Origin of the sequence: Chryseobacterium sp. AG844, from assembly GCF_003182335.1 — a bacterium.
In the GTDB taxonomy this organism is placed as follows: domain Bacteria; phylum Bacteroidota; class Bacteroidia; order Flavobacteriales; family Weeksellaceae; genus Chryseobacterium; species Chryseobacterium cupriresistens.
The window spans coordinates 36924-58891 of record NZ_QGTV01000023.1; the positions used below are offsets into that span (position 1 = coordinate 36924).

The following is a 21968-nucleotide window of genomic DNA, read 5'->3' on the forward strand; positions in this document are numbered from 1 at the left end:
ATAAGCGAAAATCAAAGATTTTCAAAAACTTAGGTGTACTTATATGTTTAAGCAAGGTTCTTATGAAAAGAAGTTAAATGTCAAAAACTTTTGTGACTTTTGCGGTTAGAATAAAACAGACAAGAAGAAAAGATCAGTTATTCAGCTGATCTTTTTTATTTCAAACAATTAAAAAAAATGACATTTGACATGTTTTCAATAATTAAAATACTATTTGACGCATAATTCATTTTAAAATAATATTTTTAAGAAGTGAATAGTTGTAAAGGATTTTTAGATGAACAATAAAAAACTTTATCAAAACTTTATGACACAAAAACCTTTGCACAATTTCCATATTCCGGTAATGGGACTGGCTTATACCATAGACAGCCCGATTCGTGTTGCTCAGTATGGAATTTCTTCCGTCATCTCTATTATTGATGATGAAATCCTGGAAAAAATGAAGAACTTTTACAACAAAAAGTTCAATCTTAACTATTTCGGGATCTCAGCAAAAACAGAAGATTACAGAGCAAAAAGAGTTACCGCTTATCTGGATATGGTAGATGATATCGTGAATGAAAAATTTGAATCTTTCAAACAGGAAATCAGCAAAAACAAGGAAGCTTTGAAGGAATTCATGGCTATGCTTCCAAATACATCAGACCTCAAAAACAGCCTTCAAAATCTTATCAATCAAAAAGATAACTGGAGTTCCAATATTAAAAACTTCATTGAATCGAATTTAAAACCGGGAAGTATTGATGTCAATATCATGACGAAAGTAGATAAAGACAACTATCAGAATAATGAACAGCTTCCTGTGATGTATAACGATGCCCATGCCTCACTACGCGGATTTGCCAAAAGTAAACTATCATCATCAATGGTTCTTTCTGCAGGGATGAATCCCCGTTTGTACAGCTATATGGAGGAGTTTGAAGATTTTTTCCCTGACGAAAACGGAAACATCAAAAAGAAAATTATCCTTAAAGTAAGCGATTTCCGTTCGGCTATGATTCAGGGGAACTTTCTGGCCAAAAAAGGATTATGGGTTTCTGAATACAGAATAGAATCCGGATTGAATTGCGGAGGTCATGCATTTGCTACTGAAGGAATGCTTCTCGGGCCTATCATGGAAGAATTCAAGCAGAAAAAAAATGATCTGATACAATCAGCTCACGCCTTAATGACAGCTGCTTTGGAACAAAAAGGAAAGCATGTAGTTTCCGAACCTTTAGAAATGAAAATTACCGTTCAGGGTGGAGTAGGAACTGCTGAAGAACACGGTTTTTTATTGGCAAATTATAATGTAGACAGCGTAGGATGGGGTTCTCCGTTTTTGCTGGTACCCGAAGCCACATCGGTAGATGCAGAAACCAGAAATTTACTTTTACGGTCAAAAGAGCAGGATTTCTATCTGAGTAATATTTCGCCTTTAGGAGTGCCTTTCAATACGGTAAAAGGAACTTCCAATGAACGATTAAAGTATGAAAAAGAAGCAAAAGGGAAATATGGAAGCTCGTGTCCCAAAAAACTTCTGGCATTAAGCAAAGAATTTTCACCCGAAGGAACCTGTACCGCTTCCAGAAAATACCAGGATATCAAACTCAAAGAACTGTACGACAATAAGGAAACCCTTACAGAAAAGGAATTTAATAAAAGAAAATCCGAAATTACGGATAAAGCCTGTCTGTGTGTAGGACTTGTGAATGCGGCATACATGGAGCAGAATCTTGAAATCAAAGGGGAAAAGCAAGGCGTTGTCATATGTCCGGGACCGAATATTGCCTTTTTTGATAAGGAAGTTTCTCTTTCGGAAATGGTAAAACATATTTACGGAAACACCAATATTCTTTCCAACAACCAGCGTCCGAATATGTTCATCAACGAATTGAAAATGTATGTGGATTATCTGAGAAAGGAAATCAGCGAATCCACTGCACAGATTACCCATTCGCAGACAAAAAAATGGAATGCTTTCAGGAAAAATGTGCTTGAGGGTATCGAATATTATCATGAGCTTTTTAAAGCATCACCATTCTTCAGCAACGGTTTGTCAACCATTTATCATCAGTTACAGGAATATAAACTTCAGCTTATCGCTATTGACATTCCTCAGGTTGAAAAATAATCGTATTTTTAATTGATAGAGAATAAAAACAGCTTTTACATGGCTGTTTTTATTTTTTTGAGCTGTTTTTATTGGAAAAGCGCGCATGCTCAAGAATATTTCAACTTTAATCAATGTAAGATTTCAGAAAGAGATATAAAAATAAATAGTATTCAATTGTATTGGAGATAAAATTTTTGCGTCTTAAAACAGTTAGCTTTTAATTTATTTGCGCCTTTGCAATTTTCCAACACATTCAAATAATCAAAAAAACCGAGGAAACATCAGCATTCCCATTTATAATAACTATGGCCGGAATGGTCATTTTGAATATTTTCAAGGCTTAATATTCCCTACCTTAGAGATCACTTAGTAAAATTATTTTGATGGAAAAAAGAAAGATCAAAAACACCGATTTAACGATTGCGCCAATCAATTTCGGAGGAAACGTTTTTGGATGGACGCTGGACGAGAAACAGTCTTTTGATATACTGGACCGCTTTGCTGAAGCAGGATTCAATTTTATAGATACTGCAGATACCTATTCATGGTGGGTGAACGGGAAAGGCGGACAGTCTGAAGAGATCATCGGAAAATGGATGAAAAGCAGAGCTAACCGCAATGATATCGTTCTGGCAACGAAAGTAGGTTCAGAAACTAAAGAACACGGTTATGACATCAGCAAAAAACACATTCTTAAATCTGTAGACGAGTCTCTGCAAAGACTTCAGACCGATCATATTGATCTTTATTATACGCACTTTGACGATAACATTACTCCTGTAGAAGAAACTCTTTCTGCTTATGATGAGATTATCAGGGCAGGGAAAGTACGTTATATTGCGGCTTCCAACTTATCTCCGGAACGTTTGAAGGCATCATTTGAAGCTGCAGAAAAGAATAACCTTCCAAAATATGTTGCGTTACAGCCTCATTATAACCTAATGGAAAGAGAGGGATTTGAGCAAAATTATGCCCCTCTGGCAGAGCAGTTTGATTTAAGTGTATTTCCTTATTGGTCTTTGGCAGCAGGTTTCTTAACCGGTAAATACCGCGATGAAGCAGATCTGACAAAAAGTGCAAGAGGTGAGGGCGTAAGAAAATATTTAAATCCTAAAGGACTGGAAGTATTAAAAGCGCTGGATCAGGTAAGTGCAAAGCATCATACAACGCAGGGAACAGTTTCTCTGGCATGGCTGTTATCTAATCCTCTGATTACAGCACCCATTGTAAGTGCTACCAGTGCTTCCCAGCTTGAAACGGTCTTCAATGCACCAAAACTTGTTCTGGATCAGGAAGATATTGAGCTGCTGAATAACGCAAGCAACTAATTTTTTCAACTTGCATTACAGATTAAAAATTAAATCCGTTCATTGCTGAACGGATTTTTTTATGAGTAGACGATGATAACCACCCCGTCAAAAATTCTTTGAATTTTTGCCACCCCTGTGATGAATGGGAATTTAAGTTTTCGGTTGTTATATTCTGTTGTTACTATTAATCGGAATATTCTTTCAGAAGCTGTCTGTAGCTCATTAATATTGAGGATTTTGAGATGAAACCGATGAAATCATTGGTATCACCTACTACAGGGAGATTCCATACACCTGTATCATCAAAGGTCTGAAGAATATCCAGGGGTTTATTTTCACGGTGAAGAACAGCTGGTGGAGCTTTCATGATCTGGGCAACCGTCTGCGAAGTTTCCATTTCTTTGTTAAAAAGGTAAGGTCTTATATCATCTAACGTAAGAACTCCTCTCAGTTTTCTGTTTTCATCCACAACAGCGAAAATATTTTTATTACCATTCTTTACCATTTCAAACAATTCTGTAACAGAAGCATTTTCATTAATGGTCTGGGAATATTTGTCAATAAAATCTTCAGTTCTTAAAGCAAAAAGAAGGTTTTTGTCATGTTTATTTGTGAATATTTTTCCTTCATCAGCCAATGATTTTAATTCCGGAGAAATCGGGGAAAACCATTTGGCAATAAGATAAGATATAATGGATACAATCATTAGAGGAATAAACAAATCATATCCGAAGCTGGATTCAGCGATCAGGAAAATTGCAGTAAGAGGAGCATACAAAACACCACTCATTGCTCCTGCCATTCCTACCAAAACGAGATTGGTCACCGGAACATCTGTAAACCCTAAATGCTGGCATACCAAGGCAAACAGATAGCCCAGAGTTCCGCCTGCAAAAAGAGACGGAGCAAAGTTACCGCCGTTTCCACCACTAAAAATCGTAAATGAAGTGGCAAATGCCTTTAAAAGCAATACCAGTACAAGAAATATGATAATAGTCCAGTCACCGATCTCAAAATACCTGAAAAAACTGTTTTCAATAATAGTGTAGGTATTTCCGTTGGTAAAAGCTTTTACAGTTTCGTAGCCTTCCCCGAATAAAGGAGGAAAAAGAACACATAGCAGGGAAAGTACGGCTCCTCCAAACATGGCTTTACGCATTCTCGAAAACTGAAGACCTTTTATAAAATGTTCTACTTTTTGAGAAATAATCACAAAATAGCGGGCATACAATCCTGTAACAATCCCTAAAATAAGATAATACGGAACATTTTTATAGTTAAAAGGGTCTCTGGTATAAAATCTGAAAAGAACATCTTCCTGAAGTAAAATTCTTGATAAAAGACTTCCGCAAACCGCAGCTACAACCAACGGAATAAAGTCTGTGAAAACCACTCCGGTTAAAAGAATTTCAAAAGCAAACATAATCCCGGCAATAGGAGCATTAAATGCTGAAGCGATCCCGGCAGTAGCACCGGCAGCCAGTAACAACGTACGTTCTTTATAACTTAACCTGTAGGTTTGTGCATAATTGGAACCGATAGCAGCTCCGGTAACGGCAATAGGGCTTTCCAACCCTGCAGACCCTCCCAATCCTACGGTAACAGCACTTTGTATTACCTGGGAATACATTTTAACAGAAGCCACAATACTGGAATTCTGTGCAATTTCATATAAAATAGCCCCGATTCCTTTACGATCCTGACCTTTAAACAAGGTAAGAACAATCATCGTTGTCAGAACGATTCCTAAGAAAGGAAAAACAATATAGAATAAAATCTGATATTCAAAATGGACTTTATTGGTAATGAAATAATGGATATTGTGCACCAGCGTTTTCAGGATAACTCCCGCAAGACCCGCCGTGCAGCCTACCAGAATTCCGGAAAGAACAAGAAACTGATTTCTGCTCAGCCTGTTGTTCAGCCAATGCAGGATAAGCTCATAACTGCGTGCTTTTTCCAGCCCGTATTTCTGGAAATCTCTTTTAAATTTAAGGAAACTGAGGTATTTTTTTTTGTTGTGAATTTTCACCGCCGAAATATTTTACACTATCATCAGATTGATACAGTTCTGTAAATTTATGAAATATATCACAAAAAATATAGTAAAGAGCCTTTTTCAAACTATAGCGATGACTGTTTATTTCTATTAATCTTCTCTTATTTCTTTTGTTTTTCCTGAAAAAATAAGCCCAACAGCCAATGCTCCAATGATTCCTGCGCCTGCCAAGATCAATGGTTTTGTAGAAACAGATAATAGTGTTTTTCCATCAATTCCCATATTTCCTGAGGAAGATTGGCGGACATTTCCACCTGTATTTTCTGCCTTACTGGCTTTCTTCATTATCATTCTCATTCCTGCAGAAGATACATAACGGATGATTCCCGGAAACATTTCATATAAATTTTTAAACACTACAGCAGACCAGTCCGGATAAGAAGCTTCTGTTGGATTTTTAGCTGTTTTTACAATTGAAGCTGCCAGTTTACGAGGATCAAACGATGGAGGAGGTGTGCTGAGCTTTATTCCCGAATAATTGGCAGCATGTTCTATTCCTGATGATTTCTGAAAACCAGGATAAAGCGCACAAATATGGATATCAGGAAAATCTGAAACTTCACCCTGCAGGGTTTCTACCATTCCGCGAACGCCAAATTTCGAGGCCGTATAGGCTGTTCCATAAGGTGCCGGCATCCATCCGCCAATAGAAATATTATTCAGTAAGACTCCTTTTTTCTGCTTTTTAAAAACAGGAAGCACTGCATGTGCCGAATGCATATACCCCAAAAGGTTGGTTTTCACAATCTGATCGCTGATATCTACCGGAATTTCTTCAAACTTTCCAAATGCAAGCACTCCGGCATTATTGACCCAATAATCAATTTTCCCGCTGAATTCCAAAGCTTCTCTGACAAGGTTCTGAACATCTTCTGCAACGGAAGTATCGGTAGGAACAGCAATCACTGTAGCACCCAGTTTTCTGCATAATTCTGCGGTTTCTGTAAGTGCTTGTTCTCCTCTTGCTGCCAATACCAGATCAGCTCCCTGTTCGGCAAAAGCTTCTGCCGTAGCCTTACCAACTCCGCTAGAAGCACCGGTGATGACGACTGTTTCTCCAAAAAACGGAGGTCTTCTTTGATTTTTCATAATATGATAGATTTGAGTGTTTGTATTTTATCATGATCCGTTTCCTGTATTTCTTTTCGGAAATAGAATAAGCCGGATGGATGGATTATTGGTGATAAATAGCCGGAACCAGTCCATGGCCAGCTGAAGTTTATTTTTAAACCCTACCAAAGGAATGATGTGGATGAAAAGCCAGGTAAGCCAGGCTATAAAACCGTTAAAGGAATTTTTCGGAAGATCTACTACTGCATTGTATTTTGATATGATGGCCATACTTCCTTTATCATTGTACCGGAATTGTTCCAGTACCTTTCCGTCTTCTATCCGTTTAAAATTGGAAGCGAGATTTTTACCCTGCTGAATGGCAACCTGAGCCAGCTGAGGATGTCCTTTTGGATATTTTTCTTCGGTAAGCATCAGACATATGTCTCCCAATGCATAAATATTGGTAGTTCCGGTTACTTTATTATAGTCATCCACCAATATTCGTCTGCCTTTCCCGATAGTTTCTTCCGGCAGACCGGGGATTTCTTTTCCAATGACTCCGGAAGTCCAGATCAGGGTTTCTGTTTCAATAGAATTTCCGTCGCTCAGAATGACTTTACAGTCTTTATAATCTTTTACAGATACATTCAAAAGGATTTTCACACCTAATTCTTTCAGCTTCTCATAGGCCGTTTTCTGGGCCAGCTGGCTCATAGGCGAAAGTAAAGTAGGTAAAGCATCAATAAGGTAAAGATTGGAAAGTCCCAGTTTGATTTCCGGATATTCTTTCTGGGCAATATATTTTCCCATTTCCGCAAGCATTCCTGCCAGTTCTACTCCTGTAGGTCCGCCTCCGGCAATCACGATATTCTGAAGTTTTTCGGCTTCTTTAATGTCTTTATTTCTAGCGGCTTCTTCCAGAGTCAGCAGAATATGATTCCTCAGATAGAGGGCTTCTTCTATATTTTTCATCGGAAGCGAACATCTCTTTACATTTTCCATTCCGAAAAAATTGGACTCTGTGCCCAATGCCAGCACCAGATAATCATAGCTGAGATTTCCGGTATCAGTTTCTATAGTCTTATTTTCAGGATTTACCCTGACCAGGCTTCCCATGTGAAATTTCACATTTTTATTGTTTGAAAACAATTTTCTGAAAGGATAACTGATATTGGAAGCTTCTATAAACGAAGTAGCTACCTGATAGATAAGTGGCGGGAAAAAATGATAATTGTTTTTATCGACCAGCGTTATTCTGAACCTTTTATCATTCTTAAGAGACTTGATAAGGTTAATACCCGCAAATCCTCCTCCTACGATTAGAATGTGCTTTTTCATAGTATGTGATTATTTCAAATGGTGTACTGAAATTCATTCAATAACAAGACCAAAGGAGCTACGAAATAAATATTTAACATAATATTCAAAATACTGAAATAGTTATTGCTCCGGCAGCTGGTACGGATTTCAGTGTTTCATTACAATTTTCTTTTTAACATTTCTATGGAGGGCAGCATGATGTTTGTACTGTAACAATCATCCAACACTTTAAATATTCAACATATGAAATCAGACATTTTAACAGAAAAGCACCGACTGGGAATAGGGGGTGTAGCAATAGGAACAGCTTTTGAAAACATTACGGATGAACAGGCTCAGGAAATTCTACAGACGGCGTGGGATAGCGGAGTGCGGTATTATGATACTTCTCCGTGGTACGGATTGACCAAAAGTGAGCGGAGATTCGGAGATTTTCTTAAAAATCAGGACAGAGATGATTTTATTTTCTCAACAAAAGTGGGGAGACTTTTTCAACAGGTCCCGGAATCTGAAGTTCCTCCAACGATGTGGAAAAAACCACTTAACTACGACTTCTTCCATGATTATACCGCCAACGCCGTAGAAAAATCTATTGAAGACAGCCTGGAAAGAACCGGATTGAGTCATATTGATATTGTTTATATTCATGATCTGTCTGAAGATCAGGTAGGAGACCGTTATCCTTATTTTCTGAAACAGGCAAGAAACGGAGCTTTTAAAATTCTTTCTGAACTTCGCAGCCAGGGAGTGATAAAAGCATGGGGAATGGGTGTTAATAAAATAGAACCTATTTTAGACTGTATTGAATCTGCTGATCCGGATATCTGTCTGTCGGCTACACAATATTCTATTCTGGAACATGAAGATGCTGTGGACCGTCTTCTTCCTGTGGTGAGAAAAGCAGGGGTAAAACTGGTTTCGGGAGCAGGGTACAATTCAGGCTATATAGCAGGAAGAGAACGCTATAATTATAAAGATGTGATTCCGAAAGGAATGCATGAAAAGCGAGCCAGAATGACTGCCATTGCCGAAAAATACAATATAAGTCTTATCGATGCTGCGCTGCATTTTGTATTGGCCGCTGATGAATTTTCTTCCATTATTCCGGGTGCCAGCCAGCCTGGGCAGGTGAAAGATAATATGAATGCCTTGCAAACCAACATTCCTGCCGAATTCTGGAAAGAATTGAAAAATGAGGGACTGATTTATGAAAAGACGCAGGTCCCTGGGTAAATAAAGGTAACCATTATCGTTAATTAACTCAAAGGCCCGATTCTTTCCTGAATCGGGCTTTTCTTTATACTACCTTTGCTTTACGGATTATTTTTGCCAACAAGCCTGGAAAAAATCGTTTCAGGTAAACAGCCATCACTTCTTTACCGCCTATCGCTTTCTGTTTTTTCTGTTTTTCTATGGCATAAAGCATTTTTTTGGCGAAGATATCTACAGGCATGCCATTCTTAGTAGCATCATCCATTGTGCCCTGCAATGAACCATCTCCGGTGACTGCATTAATAGAAATATCAGTCTGTATAAAACCCGGGCAGATCATCGTAATCTTAATATTCTGGCTGAATAATTCTGCCCGCAATGCATCAAAAAAACCGTGTAAAGCATGTTTTGCACCTGCGTATCCGCTTCTCATAGGAGCTCCAAAAATTCCCATAAGACTGGATACAACAACAATCTGTCCTCCTTTATTTTCAATCATATAAGGTACAACTGATTTAGTAAGTGCTACTGTTCCGATATAGTCAGTATCGATTAGTTGTTTGTCCACTTCAATATCTGTTTCCATGGCTAACGACCGCTGTGACAGTCCGGCATTATTAATCAGAATATCAATCTTTCCAAACTTCTCAGCTGCCTTCACTGCAATGGCTGGCATTTCTTTATAATTTTTAAGATCTAAAGGAATTACAACATATCGATCTTTATTCAAACCCGCATTTTCAGCTACGGAATGAAGCTGTTTTTCTTTTCTGGAAGAAAGAATAATTTTTGCATTGCTATTCCTGGAAAGCTCTTTCACTAAAGCTTCTCCAATGCCTGATGATGCACCTGTGATCCAAATGACTTTATGATCAAAATAACTGCTCATGTTCAATACTATTATTTAGTTTTTAAGTCCGCCAATATATTTTCCCGCTTTCATTCCGGAGAAGATGCAGCCTCCTAAAAATGTTCCTTCCAAAGCTCTGTAGCCATGCATTCCGCCGCCGCCAAAGCCCGCCACCTCTCCGGCAGCATATAATCCTTCAATGACGCTGTCATCCTCCCTCAGTACCTGGCCATTCAGATTGGTCTTTATTCCGCCCAACGTTTTTCGGGTTAAAATAGTAAGACGTACAGCAATCAAAGGCCCGTTTTCAGGATCTAAGATCTTATGCGGAGCAGCAACTCTTCCCAATTTATCCCCTAAATAATTTCTTGTATTTCTGATGTAATTAACCTGAGTGTCTTTTGAAAACTTATTGTTGAGTTCCCGGTCTCTGGCTTCAATCTGTGATTTTATCTTTTCATATTTAAGGAGATTATTTCCAGCCAGTTCATTCATTCTTTTAACCAGATCTTCCAGGTTATCTGATACAATAAAGTCTTTTCCGTGCTCTTTAAAAGCCTCTACAGGTCCGGGTGCTTTTTTACCAAAAATCCTTTTCAGAAAAAGAGCATAATCTTTATTGGTGATATCCGGATTCTGTTCCGAACCTGAAAGAGCAAATTCTTTTTTAATAATTTTCTGGGTAAGAATAAACCAGGAATAAGAAAATCCGGTTTCCTGGATATACTGTAAAGTCCCCAATGTATCAAAACCGGGAAGAAAAGGAGCGGGGAGACGTTTTCCTTTCGCATCAAACCATAATGATGAAGGCCCGGGCAATATGCGGATTCCGTGATCGGGCCAGATAGGATTCCAGTTTTGCAACCCTTCCGTATAATGCCACATCCTGTCGGGATTGATGATATGAGCTCCGGCATGTTCTGCAATGCCTATCATTTTTCCATCCACATAAGCAGGAACACCACAGACCATATTTTCAGGTGCTTTTCCTAATCTTTCCGGCCAGTTTTTTCTTACCAGGTCATGATTGGCACCAATTCCTCCTGAAGTGATGATGATATTAGGCGCTGTATACTCAAATTCAGAGATGACATTCCTGTTCGTTGCAGCACCTCTTTCCTGGTTATCATTTTCCAGAATATCTCCTTTAAGGCCTTTCATTTTGCCGTTTTCCTCTATCAATTCAGTTACCCGATGTCTGAATTTCATCTGAAGCAGTCCTTTTTCCTGAGCTTTGTAAGCTTTTTCTACAAAGGGTTTTACCACGCCTGTGCCTGTTCCCCAACTCACATGAAAACGGGGTACGGAATTTCCATGACCCGTTGCCGAACCATCGCCACGCTCTGCCCAGCCCACCATAAACATCAGCCTGATTCCCAGTTTGGAAATGTAATCATACTTTTCACCGGCAGCAAATTTCAGATAAGCTTCAGCCCACTGGCGGGGCCAGTAATCTTCCGGACGGTCAAAACCAGCGGTACCTTTCCAATCCTGCAGTGCCAGCTCATAAGAATCTTTAATTCCCATTCTTCTTTGCTGGGGAGAATTAATCAGAAATAATCCTCCAAAGGACCAGAATGCCTGTCCGCCGATATTCTGCTCTGTTTCCTGATCCAGAAGCAATACTTTTTTTCCGGCATTGGTAATTTCCATCGCCGCGGTAAGCCCTGCCAGTCCGGTTCCGATAATAATTGTATCAGGCTGGAATTTTTCTTCCATTGTTAAAGTATTTGTTGTAGATAAATGTATAAAATTATTCGGAATCGGGTTTAAAATTAAAAATCTAAATAAGCCTGCTTTGAGTAATCAGCCCTGAAACTCTGAACTTTTCAACTTATCCTTGTGAAAAATAGAAGTATGAAGTATTTGTTTATCATTGCCTGCCTGGTTTGTTCCATATTCAGTCAGGCACAGCAAAAACAGAATCCATGGAAAGACAGCCAGCTGATGGATCCGGCGTTACTGGCTTCCAGAATTGAAAATCAAAAAACAAAAGATCTGGTCATCATTTCAGTAGGACCTGAAGCTATTGTGAAAGGTTCTGCAGACATCGGACCGACTCATGAACCTGAAAATCTGGAAAAACTGAGAAATTATCTTAAAGATATTCCTAAGAACAGAGAAATTGTGATCTATTGCGGCTGCTGTCCTTTTGTAAAATGTCCTAATATCCGTCCTGCATTTGCATTGTTAATGGAATTGGGCTTCAAAAATGCAAAGCTTTTAAACCTTCCGAAAAACATCAAAACAGATTGGCTGGATAAAAATTATCCTACAAATGATTAATATGAAAAACTCTTTAACAATATTATTTTTCATACTGTTTTCAGGATATATTTTTGTCCAGAGCACCATAGAAGTAGGGAAGAAAGCTCCTGAAATAACAATGACCAAGGCAGATGGAACTTCATTTTCTCTTTCAGCATTAAAAGGGAAACTGGTTCTGATCGACTTCTGGGCAACCTGGTGCGCAACCTGCGTAGAAGAACAACCTCAACTGAAAACAATGTATGATAGCTATTCCGGGCAGGTTAAAAAAAATCAGTTCGAAATAGTGGGTGTTTCTTTAGACAAGAATAAGGAAAGCCGGCAGAAAGCAATCGACAGGTTTCAGATCAACTGGATACAGATCAGCAATTTAAAATTCTGGAAAAGCCCTGTAGCAAAGCTGTATGAAGTAGATGCGCTTCCCTTTAATGTTATTATTGACGGACAGGGAACGATTATAGCTAAAAACCTTCATGGCCAGGAACTGGAAAATTTTGAAGAATTTGATACAGAATTAAAACAAGTTATTTTTCTGGTCATAATATAAAAGAGTGGTAAGTTATTGTACCACTCTTTTTAGTTGAAAAAGATAGAAGCATTCGTGTCTTAGAATCGTTTTTATAACCAGGTAAAACATCTTATGAAGACCGATTACTGATTATGGGGAAATTCATTATTATGTCTTATCTGAATGTAAATATACTAAATTGTATTTATTAAATCACTTTATATTGAAATATTAAAAAGATTTAATATTGCATACAATAGATCTCAATAATAAAAATTGCAATTTATGCTGAAACTAAAACTTTTATACCTTTTTCAAAGTTGTTGATATACAAAATGATAAGTGTATATTTTCTCATACTAATTTTGTTTTATGAAAAAAAGTTTTTACCTTCGTTTGGCACTTTCAGTGATATTACTGATGCATAGTGTGATTTCTATTTTCAGTGGGGATGTGAATGATTTCGGACATGCTTATCTGGACAGATTGGGTTTCAGCCCTGCAGGAATTTATATAGCATGGGCCATAAAACTGACTCATCTTTTATCAGTGCCTTTACTGTGGATTGACCAATGTATCAAGCCTGTTGCTATCTGTAATATTCTCATTTTTATTTCCGGGATTTATTATGTTCACTGGCAAAATGGTTGGTTTGTAGTAGGAGGCGGAACCAATGGAATTGAATTCAATGTCCTGCTGATCTTCTGCTTTTTCAATCTCATGTATCCTGAAGTTTCTTTATATTTTATGAATAAAAATAAGAGTTAACCTATTCAGGAATCTTTATCACGTAAGATGATTCAGAAGAAACAGTTTGTAGATTTTTGGCTTCATTTGATAGACTTATATGTTTATATTTGGGTTAATAAATGGTACTTTGTACTTTTAAATCATTATAAGCTTGAAATCAGACAGTCAATCTAAATGGCGGATTCATTTGCTTTTTTGGATCTTGTATTATACGCTGGAAGTTTACCTTGACTTTTACTGGTCCAGGTATCAGTTTCCTGATTTCAAATGGCAGATAAGGCTTCAGAATGCCCTTATGCTGGAACTCTGTTATTTTCTGGTTAAAATTCCGTTAGCCTATGTGTTGCTGTATGTATATGAAAAGGTTAATCTTAAATTTGTTTTTAAATATATTCTCTATATTTTCATTGTAACAGCAGCTGTCTTTGGCCATCGTTTTGTAACACATTTTATCATATATCCTGATATCTATGGTGTTATTGAAACATTAGACGGTAAACAGGTTTCCGGATTTATCAATGGTTATGTGGCTTTCAATTCTTTCATGGATCTTATTTTTATGACAGGTCTTATTTTCGGGGTTGAAATTACCCGGCAGAAAAATATACTCAAAGAACAGATCTCTCAGTTAAAGTCAGAAAAACTGGATCAGGAACTTACTATGCTGAAAGCACAGATCAATCCCCATTTTCTTTTCAATACCCTCAATAATATCTACGGAATGGCTATGAAAAAAGCAGACGAAACTCCCGATGTTATTCTGCAGCTTTCCAAAGTTATGCGGTATAATATTTATGAAGCTGCAGAAAAAAACATTTCTATAGCCAAGGATATTGAAAATATTAAAGATTTTATACAGATTCAGAAGATCCGGTACCATCAGCTGACTGTGAATTTTTCTGAAGATATTGATAATCCTTCACAGGAAATTTCACCCCTGATATTGATACAGTTTGTAGAAAACGCCTTTAAACATGGCGTTTCTGAAAGTCTGGGAGAAGCATTTATTACCGTTGATATTCATTTAAAGAACGGAAATCTTACTTACCTTGTAGAAAATTCCAGACAGGAAAAATCTCATGAAAATTCCACAAAAATAGGACTGAAAAATATCCGGAGACAGCTTGAACTTCTTTATCCAAAACATACGCTTTCCGTGGAAGATAAGAGCAACCGCTACATTGTAACTTTAACCATTGATTTTCATGACACCATCAGCCTCTAAAAAATACAATTGCATTATCGTAGAAGACGAACCTATTGCAGCAGAAATTCTTGAAAATTTTATATTACGGGATCAGGAACTGAATCTGGTAGGAAAATGTGCAGATGCAGTATATGCCAGCAGTCTTTTAAGTATTCATGATGTAGATTTAATGTTTCTTGATCTTCATCTTCCGGTTCTAAAAGGTTTTGATTTTCTAAGGAAAGTAAAAAATCCTCCTTTTGTAATTGTTACAACAGCGTATCATCAATATGCAGTAGAAGGCTATGAGCTTGATATCACGGATTATCTGATGAAACCCATTCCATATGACCGCTTTCTGACTGCTATTGATAAATTCAAGCATTTAATGGAAGCAGAAGATGCATTACTCGAAGTTTCTGAACGTGATTTTATATTCCTGAACAGTGGTAAAAAGAAGGTTAAAATTATTCTTCAGGATATTTTTTACATCGAAAGTTTAAGAGAATACATTAATATTCATACAAAAACGGAGACTCTCACTTTTAAAATGCCCATCAGTAAAATAGAAGAAGCGTTGAATCCCAAAATGTTTGTCCGTATCCACAAATCCTATATTATTTCCCGGTCAAAAATAGAAGTAAAATCTGCCAATATTATTCAAGTGAATGGAAAAAAGCTTCCTGTGGGGAGAACTTATAAACCGTTGATTGAACTTTAAAACCAATATCAAAGCTCTTAAATTTCATCCCGATTTTCTGAAGAAGATTATTAGAAAACTTCAAAATTTTTCAGATAACGGCCCGTTGTAGATAGTTAATCCTTTATTACTTAGAATTTTAGTAGATCTTAGCCTGCCGTTGATATATTCCTTTCACTGTATTCTTCACCAATTGTTGAATTTTGATTAACAATACGTTAAAAAAATTAATAATTATGAAATACAAGTTAAAGCTTTTAAGCGTGGGAGTCGCTTTTTTCATAGGAAGCGAAACCTATTTCAGCCAGGGAAAACAGGACACACTTACCACTAAAAATATAGAAGGTATCGTGGTAACTGCTTTAGGCATAAAAAGAGAAAAAAGATCGCTGGGATATTCTACACAGGAAGTAAAAGGAGAGGACCTCACCAGAAATCCCACAACCAATTTTATGAACAATTTATCCGGAAAAGTGGCCGGGCTTGAGATCAGACAATCAACTAATTTTGGTGGCTCGGTGGATGCAGTGTCCCGGGGATATAAATCTATCCTGGGGGACAATCAGGCACTTTTTGTAGTAGATGGTGTTCCGATCATCAACAGAAATATTAATTCTCTTGCTCAACAAAATGGATTCAACGGGTATGATTATGGCAGCCCTGTTTCAGATATCAACCCCAATGATATTGAGACAGTGAATATACTCAAGGGTGCCGCTGCCGCTGCTTTATATGGTTCAAGAGCTCAAAACGGTGCCATTATCATCACTACCAAAAAAGGTAAAAAAAACAAACAGGGGATCGGCCTCGAGTATAGTGGGAGCTTGTCTGTTTCTTCCATTGATAAATCCACATTTCCTGAATACCAGACCCAGTATGGACAGGGATACCTGGGAAATACTTTAATCCCTTATCAAAACGGCTCACTGGTTTATTTCTGGAATGATGCTTCTTACGGAGTTCCTTATGACCCTAATCTTTCAGTATGGCAATATGATGCGTTTATTCCTGACTCTCATAATTTTGGAAGACAGACTCCATGGGTAATGGCTAAAAACGGTCCTATTACCTTTTTTGATAAAGCTACTAACCGAACCAATAATATCGCATTCAGCGGGGCTAATGACCGGGCTTCCTTCAGACTAAGCTATACCAACACCAGTGCAACGGATATTATGCCGAATTCTTATCTGGTCAAAAATAATTTGGGGGGAAATGCTTCATATAAAATTACAGATAATCTTACAGCTAGCATTTTTGCCAATTATATTGTACAAAGTACCAAAGGAAGAAATTCCACAGGGTATGGTGACAATATTATGGGAAATTTCCGGCAATGGTGGGCAACAAATGTAGATATTCAATATCAGAAATATCTCTTTGATACTTTTGATAAGAATTATACCTGGAATATGAAAAATCCTGTGAACCTGTCACCCGCTTATTGGGATAATCCTTATTTTACGAGATATAAGAATTACCAGAATGATAAGAGAGAACGCTTTGCAGGAAATTTCAGTCTGAGCTATGATCTTTCCAAAGAGGTGAATATACTGGCTAGAGTAGGTACGGACGGATACAATATGATTACTGAAGAAAGAAGAGCTGCCGGTTCTATTCCTGCTTTTTTCAGTTTCAATCCCATAGAACAGCCTTCCGGATATGCAGTAACCAATCTGCGCTTCACAGAAACCAATTATGATTTCATAGCTACATATAAAAAGAACATTGTCGAAAACCTCAATCTTCAGGTTCTTTTGGGTGGAAATATTAATGTACAAACCAGCTATTCCAATGCACAGACAACATCCGGCGGACTTTATATTCCAGGACTTTATACCATTTCCAATTCCGCGGCAACCCCGGCAAAGCCTTTGATTACAGATACTTCAAAATATATTTACGGAGCTTTTATTCAGGCTTCTGTAGGATATAAAAATACCTATTATCTGGAAGGAACTTTCAGAAGAGACCAATCTACAGCGTTGCCCAAAGGGAAAGAAGCATATTATTATCCTTCCGTTTCAGCAAGTATGGTATTTTCCAGTTTGCTAAAAAAAGAATGGCTAAGTTTCGGAAAGTTTAGGGCTGCCTATGCGGAAGTTGGCTCGGACACTGGCGCAGATCAATTAATAAACCGGTTTATTCCACAGGCTTCTTTTGCTAACAACCCGGTTTACTCTTATAATACAACTTTAAGGAATGCCGACCTTATGCCTCAAAAACTGAAGAATTTTGAAATAGGAACCAATATGCAGTTTTTCAAAAACAGATTGGGATTTGATCTTTCCTGGTTCAGGAATATTGCATTTAACCAGATTCTTCCGCTTCCTGTATCTTTAGCAACGGGTTCAGCAGCAAAAATTCAAAATACTGGAGAGTTGACCACAAAAGGCATTGAATTGTCTTTAAATATCACACCGCTAAAATTCAATAATTTCAACTGGGATGTAATGCTCAACTGGTCCAATCCTAAAACGAAAGTAACTGCACTCAGGGAAGGTATTGAAAATATAACCATAGGTACATTACAGGGAGGTATCAGTATCAATGCACCTCTCAATAAAGAATATGGAAGCATCTGGGGTGCAGATTTTGTCTACGATCCGAATGGGAATAAAATTGTAGGGAAAAACGGAGCCTATCTTCATACTGATGATTCTGATCACAATCTTGGAAGTTTTCAACCTGATTTTATCGCTGGACTAACCAATTCTTTTACCTATAAAAATTTTAATCTAAGTTTTCAGATTGACTGGCGAAAAGGAGGAAAAATATTCTCATTAGACCAGTATTATGGATATGGAACCGGACTTTATCCTGATTCCGTCGGACTAAATGACCTCGGAAACCCTATCAGAAATACACTGGATAACGGAGGTGGTGTTATTTTACCCGGAGTGATGCAGGATCCAAATAACCCGGGAATTTATATTCCAAATACGATCAGACTTGACAAGTCTATGTCCAGCCAGACATTGGGAACTGATCCTCCTGTTGCCGCTTTTGTGTATGATGCAAGCTTTATAAAACTCCGTCAATTATCTGTTTCTTATACTTTTAATACCAATTTTCTAAGAAACACCGGCATTCAGAATCTTACTGTGGGATTTACAGGAAGTAACCTTTGGATCATTCATAAAAACCTTCCTTATTCAGATCCTGAAGCAGGTATTTCATCGGGAAGTATCCAGGGATACCAGTCCGGAGTTATGCCGGCTACCAGAAATTTTGCCTTCAATGTGAAAGTTAATTTTTAAAAACAATAACAATGAAAAATACAATTATATTAAGTTCATTTCTGGCTTTATTCCTGGCAGGATGTACTTCCGAAGATGTCAATCTTGATCCTCATGTAGCTTATAACATGTCCCCGGAACCTCTTCTTACCTATGCAGAAAAGGAATTGAGTGATTATATGACGACTCCAAGTGTTAATGAAAATAATTTCCGTCTTATCATGCAGTACTGGCAGGAGACCACATATGTGAACGAAAGTAACTATAACTTTACGGCAAGAAATGTTTCCAACAATGTATGGGGAGATAATTATGTGAATGTCCTCAACAATCTGAACAAAGCAAAAGAACTTGTGGAACAATACCAACCTGGACCATCAGAGCTGAATACATGGCCCGCAAAGAAGAAAAACCAGCTGGCTGTTATAGATATTCTATCGGTATATACATTTCAGACATTAGCAGATACTTTTGGGGATATTCCGTACAGTCAGGCACTCAATCATCATCAATTTCCTCTTCCGGCTTATGACGATGACAGACAGATTTATGAAAGTTTGATCAGCAGACTGAAAACAGATCTTAATAATTTGGAGGAAGGAGCTGGAACCTTCGGATCGGGTGATATTCTTTACAACGGTGATATTGGAAAATGGAAAAAGTTTGGAAATTCACTGCTTTTAAAACTGGGAATTGCGCTTTCAGATATCAATCCAACGTTGGCACAGTCTACAGTAAATACAGCAATTACAGGAGGTATTATTACAGATGAATCTCAAAATGGTCTTTTCCGGTATCTGGCGGAGACTCCCAATTTCAGTCCATTGTATGAAAACCTTGTGAACAGCGGAAGGGATGACTTTTTTGGAGGAAAACCCTTTATTGATTTTATGAATATGACCTCAGATCCAAGGATAACAAAATATTTTCAGGATGTAGACGGAGAATATATAGGACAGGTAATAGGTTTGGCGGGGGAGTTTTCTGCATTTTCAGCACCAGGAACTTTTGCTTATACTCCTATAACTCCAGGAAATCTGATGACGCATACGGAAGTGGCTTTTTATCTTGCTGAAGCAGCAGCCAGGTTTGGAATAGGAGGCAGTCCGGAAACTTTATATAAAAATGCAGTTAGGGTTTCGTTCCGTGAATGGGGTTTTTCTGATCAGGATGCTCAAACATATCTAATAAACAATCCTTATAACGCTTCCAACTGGAAGAAATCTATCGGAGAACAGGCCTGGGTAGCCATGTACAATCATCCGGTGGTTTCCTGGAACTTTTACCGTCGTTTGGATTATCCAGCGCTACAGGCACCACCTACAGCTATTGCCAATGCAGAAGGGAAAGTTCCGGTAAGGCTGCAGTATCCCACCTTAGAAGCAACGACTAATGGATCCAATTATGCCAAAGCTGCCACGGCAATTGGAGGAGATAGGCTTACCACCAAAGTATTTTGGGATAGCCATTAAATGAACAAAATCCTTAATATCTTGCTTTTTCATATCGATTATTTTGTATCCTTAAGCCTGTATAATGCAGGCTTTTTTTATTATTTCAAAAAACAGTTGGTAGATAAAAATTGCCCATTTATAGCTATTTTTTTCCGGTTCATATTCATTTGTACATCTTTGAAACTGTAAATAATAAATATTTGAATTATGAAAGTAATCGGAATTTCGAAACTAATGAGCAGATTCTTTTTAATGTTGGCTTTAGGAAGTATTTTCTTCAGTTGTAAAAACAGTGATGATGATGATCCGGCTCCCGGTTCACATGGCATTGAAGTAGCAACAGGAGTATTCAAAGGAACTATGAAAATTCAGGGGCAAGATTATTACAATGCAATAGTTAATGTTTCAAAGACAGATGATGCCCATGTTAAAGTGCAGCCTAAATCTGGTGAAGCTTATTCAACAGCAACCTCTAAAACCATCAATGTTACCAATTCTGCAGGAGTAAGTGTTTCAGGCAATGACAGCCAGGGAAGTTTTAACTACATGATTTCATCAAAATCACTTCAGATCAGCACTCAGAAAGCATCCGAAAATGAGGTAGCTTTTTATTTTGAAGGCGAAAAGCAATAATACAATAAAATGTGGTTGGTTTATTATTCGAATGTTGAATAATGTTTTGGCTTATGACTCATGTCTTAAGCCAATTTTTTAAAATAATTTAAGGCCAACAATCCCAACGACAATCAGTAATGCTGATAATAATCTTAGAATACTTGCTGAATCCTGAAAAAAGAGAACTCCCACCAATAGCGTTCCTACAGCACCAATTCCCGTCCATACTGCATAAGCAGTTCCGATAGGAATACTTTTTTGAGCAAACCAGAGAAATCCACCGCTAACAGACATGCACAGAATTGAAAAAATAATCCAGCTCCACTTATTATTTTCCGGCTGTTGAGAAAGTTTAAGTCCTAAGGGCCATCCGATTTCAAAAATTCCTGCGATAATTAATGCAATCCAGTTCATACTATTTGTTTTAATGATATTTTGAATGAAAATCTATTAAAGAAAATTCATTGCTACTACAGTACAAAGCTACCATTATCCATTTATAATCAATACTATAAACTTTGTGACCCGACAAAAAACAGAGATAGAATGTACTTTAGAGAAGATGAAACGTTTTACATTTTAAATAGAATAGTATCATATGGAAGTGCATAATTCTACTTATTGGGCTTGCTCACATACTTACTTCCTTTCACAAAAAAGCGCCAGGGTAAAAGCGCATCTTCCTGTGCATAGGCAACACCTATCCGGGGACCAGCAATAATGTCATCCGGAGAATACGAAATACCGTGATCTTCAATCCAGATCTCATGGCCGGTAAGCTCTTTTTTGTTAAAGGAACGGTCAATACCTAACGCTTTGGCAGCTGATCCCGGACCTGCAGAAATAGCAGGTTTAGAAGCAGGCATATTTCTTCTATGCTCCATAATTTCTTTTCCTACCAAAGGTTCAACAGCTCTGATGAGTACAGCATGAGGCTCATCTTCCACGGATGTTACTACATTAAAAAGATGGTGAATTCCATAGCATAGATAAACATAAGAAACTCCGCCATGGCTGTAGAGCGTTTCAGTACGGTCTGTCCGTCTGCCGCCATAGGCATGGGAAGCTTTATCTTTCACGCCAAAATAAGCTTCTGTTTCTACAATGATTCCTGCTGTTTTTTCACCATTGAGATCTGTAAAAAGTACTTTTCCCAAAAGATCCCGGGCCAGAAAAAGAACGTCCTGATTGGAATAGTAGGAGAGAGATAGTTTCATGAATGATGTTGGAAATTATTCATTCAAATGTAATGATAATCCTGTAAAAACAGAAGAATACGAAAGTGAAATTAAAAAGGTACCACAAAAAGTCAATTTTCATAAAACAGTGAGTAATTTGGCACATCC

General features: G+C 37.7%; 18 protein-coding genes. 11 read left to right on the top strand and 7 right to left on the bottom strand.

Annotation, left to right across the window (positions count from 1 at the left end; all coding sequences use genetic code 11):
* Positions 1 to 307 precede the first annotated feature (307 nt).
* Together DEU40_RS18610 and DEU40_RS18615 are read left to right on the top strand one after the other, a co-directional pair.
* The gene (locus DEU40_RS18610) at positions 308 to 2116 is read left to right on the top strand and encodes a hypothetical protein (protein ID WP_110011265.1); all 1809 of its coding nucleotides are present in this window, start codon (positions 308 to 310) and stop codon (positions 2114 to 2116) included.
* 365 nt (positions 2117 to 2481) lie between these two features.
* On the top strand, positions 2482 to 3426 hold the full coding sequence (locus DEU40_RS18615) for an aldo/keto reductase (protein WP_110011239.1): 945 nt from the start codon (positions 2482 to 2484) through the stop codon (positions 3424 to 3426).
* 166 nt (positions 3427 to 3592) lie between these two features.
* On the opposite strand, the gene DEU40_RS18620 is transcribed toward DEU40_RS18615, so the two are convergent.
* From DEU40_RS18620 to DEU40_RS18630, 3 genes are all read right to left on the bottom strand, one after another.
* Positions 3593 to 5440: a chloride channel protein gene (locus DEU40_RS18620; RefSeq protein WP_110011240.1), complete on the bottom strand. Its 1848-nt coding sequence runs from the start codon at positions 5438 to 5440 to the stop codon at positions 3593 to 3595.
* Between the two features lie 117 nt (positions 5441 to 5557).
* On the bottom strand, positions 5558 to 6556 hold the full coding sequence (locus DEU40_RS18625; RefSeq protein ID WP_110011241.1) for an SDR family oxidoreductase: 999 nt from the start codon (positions 6554 to 6556) through the stop codon (positions 5558 to 5560).
* 30 nt (positions 6557 to 6586) lie between these two features.
* Positions 6587 to 7858, bottom strand: coding sequence for an NAD(P)/FAD-dependent oxidoreductase (locus DEU40_RS18630; protein ID WP_110011242.1), 1272 nt, complete (start codon positions 7856 to 7858; stop codon positions 6587 to 6589).
* A 225-nt stretch (positions 7859 to 8083) separates the two neighbouring features.
* On the opposite strand from DEU40_RS18630, the gene DEU40_RS18635 reads away from it, so the two are divergent.
* Entirely contained in the window at positions 8084 to 9073 is a 990-nt protein-coding gene (locus DEU40_RS18635) for an aldo/keto reductase (protein ID WP_110011243.1), read from the top strand.
* Between the two features lie 64 nt (positions 9074 to 9137).
* Here the strand turns inward: DEU40_RS18635 and DEU40_RS18640 are convergent, their stop codons facing one another.
* Together DEU40_RS18640 and DEU40_RS18645 are read right to left on the bottom strand one after the other, a co-directional pair.
* Positions 9138 to 9941 carry an SDR family oxidoreductase gene (locus DEU40_RS18640; protein ID WP_110011244.1) on the bottom strand — a complete coding sequence of 268 codons (804 nt, stop codon included), beginning with the start codon at positions 9939 to 9941 and terminating at the stop codon, positions 9138 to 9140.
* A 15-nt stretch (positions 9942 to 9956) separates the two neighbouring features.
* Positions 9957 to 11621 carry an FAD-binding dehydrogenase gene (locus DEU40_RS18645; RefSeq protein WP_110011245.1) on the bottom strand — a complete coding sequence of 555 codons (1665 nt, stop codon included), beginning with the start codon at positions 11619 to 11621 and terminating at the stop codon, positions 9957 to 9959.
* A 138-nt stretch (positions 11622 to 11759) separates the two neighbouring features.
* On the opposite strand from DEU40_RS18645, the gene DEU40_RS18650 reads away from it, so the two are divergent.
* The 8 genes from DEU40_RS18650 (at position 11760) to DEU40_RS18685 (ending at position 20640) form a co-directional block, all read left to right on the top strand.
* Positions 11760 to 12188: a hypothetical protein gene (locus DEU40_RS18650; RefSeq protein WP_110011246.1), complete on the top strand. Its 429-nt coding sequence runs from the start codon at positions 11760 to 11762 to the stop codon at positions 12186 to 12188.
* A 1-nt stretch (position 12189) separates the two neighbouring features.
* Positions 12190 to 12717 carry a TlpA family protein disulfide reductase gene (locus DEU40_RS18655; RefSeq protein WP_110011266.1) on the top strand — a complete coding sequence of 176 codons (528 nt, stop codon included), beginning with the start codon at positions 12190 to 12192 and terminating at the stop codon, positions 12715 to 12717.
* A gap of 333 nt (positions 12718 to 13050) precedes the next feature.
* The gene (locus DEU40_RS18660; protein ID WP_110011247.1) at positions 13051 to 13446 is read left to right on the top strand and encodes a DoxX family protein; all 396 of its coding nucleotides are present in this window, start codon (positions 13051 to 13053) and stop codon (positions 13444 to 13446) included.
* Positions 13447 to 13615: 169 nt separating this feature from the next.
* The gene (locus DEU40_RS18665; RefSeq protein WP_228406564.1) at positions 13616 to 14653 is read left to right on the top strand and encodes a sensor histidine kinase; all 1038 of its coding nucleotides are present in this window, start codon (positions 13616 to 13618) and stop codon (positions 14651 to 14653) included.
* Positions 14634 to 15335, top strand: coding sequence for a LytR/AlgR family response regulator transcription factor (locus DEU40_RS18670; RefSeq protein ID WP_110011249.1), 702 nt, complete (start codon positions 14634 to 14636; stop codon positions 15333 to 15335). Before DEU40_RS18665 ends, DEU40_RS18670 begins: the two co-directional genes overlap by 20 nt.
* Before the next feature lie 215 nt (positions 15336 to 15550).
* Positions 15551 to 18574 (top strand): SusC/RagA family TonB-linked outer membrane protein, encoded by a 3024-nt coding sequence (locus DEU40_RS18675; protein WP_110011250.1) that lies wholly within the window; start codon positions 15551 to 15553, stop codon positions 18572 to 18574.
* A gap of 11 nt (positions 18575 to 18585) precedes the next feature.
* On the top strand, positions 18586 to 20025 hold the full coding sequence (locus DEU40_RS18680) for a SusD/RagB family nutrient-binding outer membrane lipoprotein (RefSeq protein ID WP_110011251.1): 1440 nt from the start codon (positions 18586 to 18588) through the stop codon (positions 20023 to 20025).
* A 189-nt stretch (positions 20026 to 20214) separates the two neighbouring features.
* The gene (locus DEU40_RS18685; protein ID WP_110011252.1) at positions 20215 to 20640 is read left to right on the top strand and encodes a hypothetical protein; all 426 of its coding nucleotides are present in this window, start codon (positions 20215 to 20217) and stop codon (positions 20638 to 20640) included.
* 78 nt (positions 20641 to 20718) lie between these two features.
* Here DEU40_RS18685 and DEU40_RS18690 read toward each other — a convergent pair whose 3' ends face one another.
* Both DEU40_RS18690 and DEU40_RS18695 read right to left on the bottom strand, forming a co-directional pair.
* A complete protein-coding gene (locus DEU40_RS18690; protein WP_110011253.1) occupies positions 20719 to 21036 on the bottom strand; it encodes a DMT family transporter in 318 nt (105 codons plus the stop codon).
* A 200-nt stretch (positions 21037 to 21236) separates the two neighbouring features.
* A complete protein-coding gene (locus DEU40_RS18695; protein WP_110011254.1) occupies positions 21237 to 21839 on the bottom strand; it encodes a DNA-3-methyladenine glycosylase in 603 nt (200 codons plus the stop codon).
* Between the last annotated feature and the right edge of the window lie 129 nt (positions 21840 to 21968).

Coding starts and splice junctions, on each gene's coding strand:
- DEU40_RS18645 (WP_110011245.1), bottom strand. CDS start 11,621: ATGGAAGAAAAATTCCAGCCTGATACAATTATTATCGGAACCGGACTG.
- DEU40_RS18690 (WP_110011253.1), bottom strand. CDS start 21,036: ATGAACTGGATTGCATTAATTATCGCAGGAATTTTTGAAATCGGATGG.
- DEU40_RS18680 (WP_110011251.1), top strand. CDS start 18,586: ATGAAAAATACAATTATATTAAGTTCATTTCTGGCTTTATTCCTGGCA.
- DEU40_RS18650 (WP_110011246.1), top strand. CDS start 11,760: ATGAAGTATTTGTTTATCATTGCCTGCCTGGTTTGTTCCATATTCAGT.
- DEU40_RS18615 (WP_110011239.1), top strand. CDS start 2,482: ATGGAAAAAAGAAAGATCAAAAACACCGATTTAACGATTGCGCCAATC.
- DEU40_RS18695 (WP_110011254.1), bottom strand. CDS start 21,839: ATGAAACTATCTCTCTCCTACTATTCCAATCAGGACGTTCTTTTTCTG.
- DEU40_RS18635 (WP_110011243.1), top strand. CDS start 8,084: ATGAAATCAGACATTTTAACAGAAAAGCACCGACTGGGAATAGGGGGT.
- DEU40_RS18640 (WP_110011244.1), bottom strand. CDS start 9,941: ATGAGCAGTTATTTTGATCATAAAGTCATTTGGATCACAGGTGCATCA.
- DEU40_RS18675 (WP_110011250.1), top strand. CDS start 15,551: ATGAAATACAAGTTAAAGCTTTTAAGCGTGGGAGTCGCTTTTTTCATA.
- DEU40_RS18625 (WP_110011241.1), bottom strand. CDS start 6,556: ATGAAAAATCAAAGAAGACCTCCGTTTTTTGGAGAAACAGTCGTCATC.
- DEU40_RS18660 (WP_110011247.1), top strand. CDS start 13,051: ATGAAAAAAAGTTTTTACCTTCGTTTGGCACTTTCAGTGATATTACTG.
- DEU40_RS18655 (WP_110011266.1), top strand. CDS start 12,190: ATGAAAAACTCTTTAACAATATTATTTTTCATACTGTTTTCAGGATAT.
- DEU40_RS18610 (WP_110011265.1), top strand. CDS start 308: ATGACACAAAAACCTTTGCACAATTTCCATATTCCGGTAATGGGACTG.
- DEU40_RS18685 (WP_110011252.1), top strand. CDS start 20,215: ATGAAAGTAATCGGAATTTCGAAACTAATGAGCAGATTCTTTTTAATG.
- DEU40_RS18630 (WP_110011242.1), bottom strand. CDS start 7,858: ATGAAAAAGCACATTCTAATCGTAGGAGGAGGATTTGCGGGTATTAAC.
- DEU40_RS18670 (WP_110011249.1), top strand. CDS start 14,634: ATGACACCATCAGCCTCTAAAAAATACAATTGCATTATCGTAGAAGAC.